We start from the raw sequence: 9,698 nt of genomic DNA on the forward strand, positions 1-9,698 counted from the left end.
GTGGACAACATCAGCGGCGGCAGGCTGATCCTCGGCATCGGCGCGGGCTGGTTCGAGCGTGACTACGACGAGTACGGCTACGAGTTCGGTACGCCGGGCAGCAGGCTGACCCTGTTGAAGGTCAGTGGGTGGGTCGGGCCGCGGCGGGCAGGTCGGGCGGGCCGATCGTGTCGTCCGCGGCGGGGACGTCGGGCCCGGGCGGACGTGCCACGAGCTCCAGCAGCGCGATGAGGACGCCCGCCACCAGCGCCGTGCCGATGATGAGCCCCGGCGTGGGACTGCCCGCGAGCAGGAGCACCAGGGCCGCGGCGACGATGATCGTCACGCGGACCAGCGTGCGGTACCGGCCCAGCCAGTCGCCCACCGGCCCGGTCGACACCCCGCGCCCCTCGCCGTAGTCGCGCAGCCGCGCGAACCCGCGGCCCGCGCCCGCGCGCAGCGACCGCGCCGACGCGCTGCTCCCACCCAGGTACGCGACGATCGCGACGACGAGGCCGAGCACGCCGATCGTCCGCAGCGTGACCCTCAGGAACGACACGACCTGGTCGAACAGCACCTCGGCCGCGTCGAGCCGCAGCACCACGTCCTTCAGCGCGTCGAGGTAGATCCCCCGGCCGATCGCGAGGCCGATCGCCAGGACCACCATCGAGGCCGCGAGCGCCAGACCCGCCACGACCAGGGTGCGCGACTTGTGCCGCGCGACCAGCACGCCCGCGGCCAGCAGACCGAGCGAGATCCACGGCAGCCACGTCCCCAGCGCCACCACCTGCGCGTACCGGTTCTGCACCTGCACCAGCTGCGACGTCTGCATGAGCGTGAACGTCGCGTTCACCTCCGGGATCCGCGCCGCGACGCCCAGGCCCCGGTCGACGAGCCGCTGCTTGAGCAGGTCGATCATCCCGGAGAGCTGGATGGTGAGCTGGCCGTCCTGCCCGATCTGCAGCAGCTCCCCGCCCTCGCCGCGCATCGTCGCGACGAGCTGCTGGTGCGCCACCCGGTTGGCCTGCACCCAGGCGTCCTCGAACGCGTCGCTGGTCACGACGCCGTCGGCCGCGCGGCGCACGAAGGACTCGACGCCGCTGGTCAGCGGCCCCTCGAGCTGCGTCAGCGCCTCCGTGGCCCGCGGCCCGACGCCCCGCTCCTCCAGCCCGTCGACGACCGTGCCGACGATGGCGCTCACGTCGATCTGCTCCATCACGACGTCGGTGAGCCGGCCGGCGACGGCGCCCTGGATCGCGGGGTCCGCGGCGATCGGCCCGACCGTCGCGACGTACCGGTCCGTGTCGGTGAGGGTGCGCTCGGCCCAGGCCGCGATCACGGCGACCGGCGCGAGCAGCGCCCCGAGGACGACGAGGACGACGGCGGCCGCCGCCCGGCCCCGGTGGCGCGGCTCGCGGGGCGCGGGCGGCGCGGACGCGACGAGCACCGGCTGGCCACCGGCCGCGAGCCGCGCGCGCAGCTCGGCGTTCTCCCGCTCGAGCGCGGCCAGGCGCGCCGCCGCGTCCTGCGGCGCCCCCGCGCCGCCGCGCCCGTCGTCGGTCGTCCCGCTCATCGCGTCCCCGTCCGTCGCGTGCCGGCCCGCGGTCGCGGGTCCTCGCGGAGGGCGCGGTCGGCCCCGCGCCGCGCCGTCCGCTCCTCATGCTAGGAACGGATTCCGCTCGCCACCTGGCGAGGCGGCAAATCCACCCGGGTCCGGCGCCAGCGATCATTCCCGGCCCCCGCGGAGGTCGACCCGCCATGACGACCGCACCCGGAACCGATCCGCTGCCCGACCCCCTGCCCGGCCCCGCCCACCTGCCGGAGACCGCCCGCCGCCTCGTCGCCGAGCCCCACGTGGCGCACCTGGCGACGCTGCTGGCCGACGGTTCGCCGCACAGCGTGCCGCTGTGGGTGTCGTGGGAGGGCGACCTCCTCGCGTTCCTCACGGGCCCGCGCTCGCAGAAGGCGCGCAACGTGGAGCGCGACCCGCGCGTCGCCGTGTCCGTGACGCACACCGAGCGCCCCTGGGAGATGGCCATGCTGCGCGGCCACGTGGTGCGGGTGCTCGACGGCGACAGCGGGTGGGTCGTCGTCGACAGGATCGCCCGTGCGCACACCGGCGCCGACTACCCGCGCGGCGAGGAGCGCGTGGCCGTCCTCGTCGAGGTGGAGCACCTGACGGCGCAGTCGTTCGGCTGACGCGACGCTCGAGCTCGAGGCCCACCGTGCGAGGCCTGTGCTCTGACGAGGGGTTGTGCCGCGCCGCCAACGGTCATATGTTAACGACGAATCACAAGTGAACGGCCAGTCACATCGGTCCCGGGCGGGCGCCCCGCCCCCGGACGGCGTCGACGACGATGCCGCCGCGGGGCCCCGTCCCCGTCGGAAACAGGTGGTCCCGTGAACGACATGAACAGACGCACCCTGCTGACCCTGGGCGCGGCTCTCGGCCTGACGAGCGTGGCGGCCCCAGGCGTCGCCTGGTCCTGGTCGCCCACGCGATCGGTGGCGCGCAGCGGCACCGGCGTCGACCCCCTGTGGGTCTGGGACGACGAGATCGACGCGATCATGGCGTCGGTGATCGACGCCGGCCAGGTCCCCGCGGTCAACGACGCCATCCTCCCGTGGGTGGACAACGACCATCCGGTACCGGCCGGCCTGCCCTCGGAGCTCGCCGGCTTCCTGGGCCGCGAGGCACGGCTGCCCGCCTGGGCGGACATGGAGAAGCTGCGCCGTGCGGCCGACTTCAACCGCCGCAAGGACCTGTACCTCTTCGTCATCTACGGGCTGGGCGGCGGCATCATGAGCACCGTCATCCCCCGCGAGGCGAAGTCCGTGTACTGGTCCAAGGGCGGCGCCGACATGCAGGACCGCGCGGCGAAGACCTTCACGTTCGGCTACGACCTCACCGACCGGAACGCCTACGAGCCCGACGGCCAGATGATCGTCACCGCGAACAAGACGCGCCTCGTGCACGCGGCCGTGCGGCACCTGCTGCCGCAGTCGCCGTACTGGAAGGCCGTCGCCGACGAGACGATCCCGATCAGCAACATGGACATCCTCGTGACGTTCCACAGCACCGGGACGTTCGCCCACCGCACCATGAAGAAGTGGGGCGTCCGGATGTCCGCGGCGGACGAGGAGGCGTTCCTGCACCACTGGCAGGTGGCGCTCCACCTGCTCGGCGTGCGGGACGAGTACATCCCCGCGACCTGGGCCGACGCGCACGCCCAGTCCGACCAGGTGCTCACGCCGCTGCTCGCGCCCACGCCGGAGGGCCGGGACCTCGCCGAGGTCCTCCTCGGCCTGACCGCCCAGGTCGACCTCGGCGTCACCCGCGGGTTCCTCAACGAGTTCGTCATCTACCAGCTCGGCGACGACATCGCCGACTGGCTGGACCTGCGGCGCGACTGGGCGTCGCGGGCGCTGATCCGCTCCGTGTGGCCCGCGTACGTCGCCTTCCGCGAGGGCCTGCTTCCGGTGGCGCCGAACTCGTTCGGGCTGTTCGACAAGTTCGTCAAGGCCCTGGGCATGGCGTTCCTCAACAAGGGCCAGTCGGGCACGACGACGCCCATCACCATCCCGGACGGCAACCGCCCGGGCGTCTGACGCGCTCGCCGAGGGAGTCTCGTCTCGCCGAGGTAGGACGCGTACTACCTCGGCGGGACCATGACTACCTCGGCGAGGAGGTGCCGACCGAGGCGGCGGCCGAGACCTCGCCCAGGACCACCGCGTCGATGAGCTGCCGCGCCCACGCGAGCACCTCCGCCCCGCGCAGGGGGCGGCCGCCGATGCGCGCCGTCGTCGGGAAGGGCACGAGGAAGGCGCGGATCGCGGGCTTGAGGATCGTGCCCGGGTACAGCCGCTTGAGCCGCAGCTGCGCCGACTCCGCGAGGTCCACCGGCGCGAACCGCACGAACTTGCCCTGCGCCGTGACGTCCGTGAGGCCGGCGCGGCGGGCGTGGTTGCGGAAGTCCGCGACGTCGAACAGCGCAGAGGCGACGTCGGGGAGCTTGCCGTAGCGGTCCACGAGCTCGGCGCGCACCTCCGCGAGCTCGGTCGCGTCCTGCGCGGCCGCGATCTTCTTGTACGCCTCGAGGCGAAGCCGCTCGGTCGCGATGAACGACTCGGGCAGGTGGGCGTCCACGGGGAGCTCGATGGTGACCTCGGGCTGCTCCTCCTCGCGCTCGCCGCGGAACGCGGCCACGGCCTCGCCCACCATGCGCACGTAGAGGTCGAAGCCGACCCCCGCGATGTGGCCGGACTGCTCGCCGCCCAGCAGGTTGCCCGCGCCCCGGATCTCCAGGTCCTTCATGGCGATCTGCATGCCCGCGCCGAGGTCGGTGTGCGCGGCCATCGTGGAGAGCCGGTCGTGCGCGGTGTCGGTGAGCGGCCGCTCCGGCGGGTAGAGGAAGTACGCGTACGCGCGCTCCCGCCCGCGGCCCACGCGGCCGCGCAGCTGGTGCAGCTGCGACAGGCCGAGCACGTCGGCGCGCTCCAGGATCAGGGTGTTGGCGTTGGAGATGTCCAGGCCGGTCTCGATGATCGTCGTGCAGACCAGCACGTCCAGCTCCTTCTCCCAGAAGGCGCGGATCACCTGGTCCAGCTGGTGCTCGCTCATCTTGCCGTGGGCCACGCCGATACGGGCCTCGGGGACGAGCTCCGCCAGGCGCGACGCCGTCTTCTGGATGGTCTCCACCTTGTTGTGCACGTAGAAGACCTGGCCCTCGCGCAGCAGCTCGCGGCGGACGGCGGCAGCGATCTGCTTCTCCTCGTACGCGCCCACGTAGGTGAGCACGGGGTGCCGCTCCTCCGGAGGCGTGGCGAGGGTCGACATCTCGCGGATGCCGGTCACCGCCATCTCGAGCGTGCGCGGGATCGGCGTCGCGGACATCGCCAGCACGTCCACGTTGGTGCGCAGCTGCTTGAGCGTCTCCTTGTGCTCGACGCCGAACCGCTGCTCCTCGTCGACGATCACGAGGCCCAGGTCCTTGAACCGCACCGACCCGGTGAGCAGGCGGTGCGTGCCGATGACGATGTCCACGGTGCCCTTCGCGAGGTCCTCCACCGTCTCGGCCGACTCCTTGTCCGACTGGAAGCGGGACAGCGCCCGCACCGTCACGGGGAATCCTGCGTACCGCTCGGAGAACGTGTCGAAGTGCTGCTGCACCAGCAGCGTCGTCGGCACCAGCACGGCCACCTGCTTGCCGTCCTGCACCGCCTTGAACGCGGCGCGGATCGCGATCTCCGTCTTGCCGTAGCCGACGTCGCCGCACACGAGACGGTCCATCGGGACCGGCTTCTCCATGTCGGCCTTGACCTCGTCGATCGTCACGAGCTGGTCGGGCGTCTCGACGTACGCGAACGCGTCCTCCAGCTCCCGCTGCCAGGGGGTGTCCGGGCCGAACGAGTGCCCCTGGGTGGCCATGCGCGCCGAGTACAGGCGGATGAGCTCGCCCGCGATCTCCTTGACGTGCTTGCGGGCGCGCGCCTTGGTGTTCTTCCAGTCCGCGCCGCCCATCTTGGACAGCGACGGCGCCTCGCCGCCCGTGTACTTCGTGACCTGGTCGAGCTGGTCCATCGGCACGAACAGCCGGTCGCCCGGCTGGCCCCGCTTGGACGACGCGTACTCGATGACCAGGTACTCGCGCGTCGCCGCGTTCGCGCCCGCGCCGAGCGTGCGCTGCACCATCTCGACGAACCGGCCCACGCCGTGCTGCTCGTGCACCACGAAGTCGCCGCCGCGCAGCTGCAGCGGGTCGACGACGTTGCGCCGCCGGCTCGGCATCTTGCGCATGTCGCGGGTGGTGGACCCCTGCCGGCCCGTGAGGTCGGACTCGCTGAACACCGCGAGCTGCAGGTCCGTGGCGACGAAGCCCTTGCCCACCAGGGCGGGCGCGACGAGGACGACGCCGCCCTCGGGCTCCTCCCCCAGCTCGGCGACCATGCGAGCGGCCGTGTCCTGCGCGGAGAGCTGCTCGACCATGCGCTTGGCCGGGCCGTGGCCCTCCGTGGTGAGCAGCAGCCGCCAGCCGGCGCGCTGCAGCGTCTGCACGTCGTCCAGCGCGCGCTGCAGGTCGCCGCGGTACGACTCGACGTCGCGCGCCCCGACCGTGAAGGTCGTGACGCCGTCGACCTCCGCCTCGGCCGCGGTGCCCTCGTCGCCGCCCGCGTCGAGCGCGAACGACGAGAGCGTCCACCAGCCCAGGCCGCGGCGGGCGGCGACGTCGCGCACCTCGGCGAACGTCTCGAACGACGCCGCGGACAGGTCGATCGGCGCGGCCCCGCCGGCGACGGCGCCCGTCCAGGCGGCCGCGAGGAACTCCTCGGTCGTGGCGACGAGGTCGTGCGCGCGGCGGCGGACGCGCTCGGGCTCGTCGATGACGAGCAGCGCGTCGTCGGGCACCAGCTCGAGCACCGGGACCATGCGGTCCACGAGCACCGGCGCGAGCGACTCCATGCCCTCGACGGCGACGCCTGCGGCCAGCTTGTCGAGCATCTCGATCGCGCCGGGGAGGCGCTCCACGAGGCCGGCCGCGCGCTCGCGCACCGTGTCGGTCAGGAGGATCTCGCGGCACGGCGGGGCCCACAGGCCCTGCTCGGCGATCTCGAGGGAGCGCTGGTCGGCGACGGCGAACCAGCGGATCTCCGTCACCTCGTCGCCCCAGAACTCGATGCGCAGGGGGTGGTCCTCGGTGGGCGGGAAGACGTCGAGGATGCCGCCGCGGACGGCGAACTCGCCGCGACGCTCGACCATGTCCACGCGCGTGTACGCGGCGCCGACCAGGCGGTCGGCAACGTCCGTGAGGTCCGCCGTCGAGCCGGAGTGCAGCTCGACCGGCACCAGCTCGCCCAGCCCCTCGACCACCGGCTGCAGCAGCGCGCGGGCGGGCATGACGAGCAGGCGGACCGGGCCGGTCTGGCCGGGCTCGGGGTCCGGGTGCGCCAGCCGGCGGAACACCGCGAGCCGCTTGGCGACCGTGTCCGCGCGGGGCGAGAGCCGCTCGTGCGGCAGCGTCTCCCACGCGGGCAGCACCGCGACGTCGTCGGCCCGGTCGTCGGGCAGGTAGGCGCGCACCGAGGCGGCGAGCTCGTCGGCCTCGCGCCCCGTCGCGGTGACGACGACGAGCGGCCGCCGCTCGGCCGCCGCCGCCAGCAGCGGGGCGCGCACGCCGACCGGCCCGACGACGTCCGCGAAGCCGCGCGCCGGGACGTACTCGAGCGCGGCGGCGGCGCCGGGGTCGGCGAGGAGGGCGGGGACGATGCCGGTGAGGTTCATGCGGGTCCTTCGGGCGAGGTCTGCGGCGCGGTGCGATCGGGACGTGACTCGGTGTGCGGGCACGACGACGGGCCCAGCTCTCCCCGGGACGCACGGGGTTCTGGGGTCACGTCGTGGCCGGGGAACCGTGCGACCGGCGGGGTGCCGGGCGTGCCGCACCAGACTACGCCGACCCTCCGACGTCGCCCCGCGAGGTAGCACCTCGGCGGTCAGCTGCCCGGGATCCGGCTGGTCAGGTCCTCGGGGAGCTGGTCGCGGATGCCGTCGGGCAGGCGGTCCAGCAGGTCCTCGCAGGAGACGGGGTCGCCCGCCTGGCACTGGCCGCCGAGCTCCTGGAGCTGGTCGGCGTCGCCGAGGGTGCCGGCGAGGTCCTGCAGGTCGCCGAAGGAGAGGTCGCCGGTGAGGCCGCCGAGCAGCAGGTCCGGGACGGACAGGTCCGTCTGCGTGAGCTGCTCCGCCTCGTCCAGGGCCTGCTGGATCTCGTCGCCGTACGTGTTCCAGAGCCAGAGCCCGGCGATGACCACGACCGCCGTGAACACCACCTGGATCGACCCGAACGCGATGCCCGTCTTGGCCATGCCGCGACCGCCCGAGCGGCGACGGCGGGTCCGGTCCAGGCCGATCCCGCCCAGGATGATCGCGAGCACGCCCAGCAGCGGCACGACGAACCCGAGGATGCCGGTGATCAGCGCCGCCACGGCCGTCGGCTCCGTGCCGCGGCGTACGGGCTCCGGGGCGGGCCGGCCCGGTCCCCCGTGCCCGGGCGCGGGCGCCGCACCCCACGGCGGCGGGGCGGCCGCGCGCTGCGGGGCCGCTTGCGGTGCCGGCTGCGGTGCTGCCTGCGGTGCTGCCTGCGGGGCCGGCGCGGCGGGCTGGGGCGCGACCGTGCGGGACGTCGGCGCGTGCGGGGCGGGCGTCGCGGTCGGCGCCGACAGCGACCCGACCGGGCGGGAGGAGGTACGCCGCGGCGGGGCGGCGTTCGGCAGCACCTGCGTGCCGTCGCCGTACCCGCCGGCCGACGGCGCGGACGGCAGCACCTGTGTGCCGTCGGCGTACCCGGAGCCCGCCTGGGCCCGCGGCAGCACCGCCGTCCCGTCGACGTACCCGCCGAACTCCTGCGCGGACGGCAGCACCGTCGTGCCCTCGTCATGACCGCCCGCCCCGCGCGGCGGCAGCACCTGCGTGCCGTCGTCGTACCCGCCCAGCGCCTGCGTCGCCGGCAGCGCCGACGTGCCGTCCTGGCGCGGCGGGATCACCTGGGTGTGCGGGGCGTCGGGGGCGTCGTACCCGCGCGGCTGGCTCATGGTCCTCCTGGTCGGATCGTCTGTCGGCTCGTCGGGGATCACGGACGGTCGGCCGTCGTCCGGTCCGCGATGCTACCCACCCGCGAGGGCCGCGCGGCCGTCCTGACCGGCGTCTTCGCCGGACCCCCACACGACCGGCAGCCGGCGGCCCCACCTGCGAGGGCGGGGCCGCCGGCCGGCGCGCGGGCCGCGACCCGGCTACCTCCGCGCGAGGGTGACCGGCGCCGAGACGGCCGTGGCGTCGTCCAGCCCGCGGGCGTGCGCCGTCACCTCGACGCTCACCTCGTGGCCGACGTCCGTGCCGCGCACGCGGAACGCGGCGTCGACGCCGGGGCGACGCACGGGCTCGCCGTCGAGTAGCCACCGGTAGGTGTACCGCACGCGCTCGCCGTCGGGCGCGGTCCACTCCCCCGGGTCGGCCGCGAGCAGCGCGCCGGGGCCGGTGCCCTTCCGGTCGTCGGGGACGACGGCCGGCGCGACCACGTTGACGAGCCCCTCGGGCTCCGGCGCCGTCACGAGCCTCCCGACGCCCCACCGGGCGGTGGACTGGTAGCCCGTGCCCGTGGGGTCGGCCCAGTCGCGCACCGCGGTGCGCGCGCCGGCCGTGCCGTCGTTCACCTGGAAGTCCAGGCCGTGGAAGGTGCCCGCGCCGCCGGCCCCGAGCAGGTCGACCGCCGCCTCGACGACGTACCCGCCGTCCACCGCCGCGGTCGCCGACGTCAGGCGGGCCGCCTGCGCGGCCTCGTCGCCGGTGCCGAACGACGTGACGTTCTCGGCGCTGACGCGGATCTGCGTGTCGACGTCCCGGTAGGTGCCGTTCTTGGCGTTGCCGGCGTCGAGGAAGATCTCGACCGAGTCCTGCACCCACGGGTCGGAGCCGCTGACGTCCACGGTCGGGTCGGCGACCTCCGCGAGCACGTACAGGGTGTCGCCGGACCAGAGCGTGCGCACGGTCGCCGTGGCGCCGCCGTCGCCCTCGATCTGCCGGTCGGTGGTCACCGCGGAGGCGTCGGCCCACGCGTCGTCCACGACGCCGTCGACCTGCGGCGCCGTCGTGGCCTCGGCCACCTCGAGGTAGCTCAGCTCCTCCAGGAGGGTGAGGGTGCCCAGCGAGCCGGGGGTGTTCCAGCCGGACG

6 protein-coding genes and 1 pseudogene are annotated in these 9,698 nt (G+C 74.4%); 3 read left to right on the forward strand and 4 right to left on the reverse strand.

The window, feature by feature from the left end:
• Positions 1 to 108: pseudogene (locus ACFWEK_RS14190) on the forward strand (LLM class flavin-dependent oxidoreductase); the annotation flags it as partial.
• Positions 109 to 121: 13 nt separating this feature from the next.
• Here ACFWEK_RS14190 and ACFWEK_RS14195 read toward each other — a convergent pair.
• Positions 122 to 1,552 carry a hypothetical protein gene (locus tag ACFWEK_RS14195; protein ID WP_430554467.1) on the reverse strand — a complete coding sequence of 477 codons (1,431 nt, stop codon included), beginning with the start codon at positions 1,550 to 1,552 and terminating at the stop codon, positions 122 to 124.
• 185 nt (positions 1,553 to 1,737) lie between these two features.
• Between ACFWEK_RS14195 and ACFWEK_RS14200 the strand changes: the two genes are divergently transcribed.
• On the forward strand, positions 1,738 to 2,178 hold the full coding sequence (locus ACFWEK_RS14200) for a TIGR03618 family F420-dependent PPOX class oxidoreductase (RefSeq protein ID WP_430554468.1): 441 nt from the start codon (positions 1,738 to 1,740) through the stop codon (positions 2,176 to 2,178).
• A 210-nt stretch (positions 2,179 to 2,388) separates the two neighbouring features.
• Positions 2,389 to 3,588 carry an oxygenase MpaB family protein gene (locus ACFWEK_RS14205; protein ID WP_430554469.1) on the forward strand — a complete coding sequence of 400 codons (1,200 nt, stop codon included), beginning with the start codon at positions 2,389 to 2,391 and terminating at the stop codon, positions 3,586 to 3,588.
• A 64-nt stretch (positions 3,589 to 3,652) separates the two neighbouring features.
• On the opposite strand, the gene mfd is transcribed toward ACFWEK_RS14205, so the two are convergent.
• The 3 genes from mfd to ACFWEK_RS14220 all read right to left on the reverse strand — a co-directional run.
• Entirely contained in the window at positions 3,653 to 7,258 is a 3,606-nt protein-coding gene (gene mfd, locus ACFWEK_RS14210) for a transcription-repair coupling factor (RefSeq protein WP_430554470.1), read from the reverse strand.
• Between the two features lie 209 nt (positions 7,259 to 7,467).
• Positions 7,468 to 8,562, reverse strand: coding sequence for a DUF4190 domain-containing protein (locus ACFWEK_RS14215; protein ID WP_430554471.1), 1,095 nt, complete (start codon positions 8,560 to 8,562; stop codon positions 7,468 to 7,470).
• Positions 8,563 to 8,760: 198 nt separating this feature from the next.
• Positions 8,761 to 9,698: sugar-binding protein (locus ACFWEK_RS14220; RefSeq protein WP_430554472.1), on the reverse strand; the 938-nt coding region annotated here is incomplete at its 5' end.

The organism is Isoptericola sp. NPDC060257 (assembly GCF_042726645.1).
Taxonomy (GTDB): Bacteria; Actinomycetota; Actinomycetes; order Actinomycetales; family Cellulomonadaceae; genus Isoptericola; species Isoptericola nanjingensis.

Bases quoted from the DNA above. Each gene is read 5' to 3' on its own strand.
- mfd (WP_430554470.1), bottom strand. From the start codon at position 7,258: ATGAACCTCACCGGCATCGTCCCCGCCCTCCTCGCCGACCCCGGCGCC.
- ACFWEK_RS14195 (WP_430554467.1), bottom strand. From the start codon at position 1,552: ATGAGCGGGACGACCGACGACGGGCGCGGCGGCGCGGGGGCGCCGCAG.
- ACFWEK_RS14205 (WP_430554469.1), top strand. From the start codon at position 2,389: ATGAACAGACGCACCCTGCTGACCCTGGGCGCGGCTCTCGGCCTGACG.
- ACFWEK_RS14200 (WP_430554468.1), top strand. From the start codon at position 1,738: ATGACGACCGCACCCGGAACCGATCCGCTGCCCGACCCCCTGCCCGGC.
- ACFWEK_RS14215 (WP_430554471.1), bottom strand. From the start codon at position 8,562: ATGAGCCAGCCGCGCGGGTACGACGCCCCCGACGCCCCGCACACCCAG.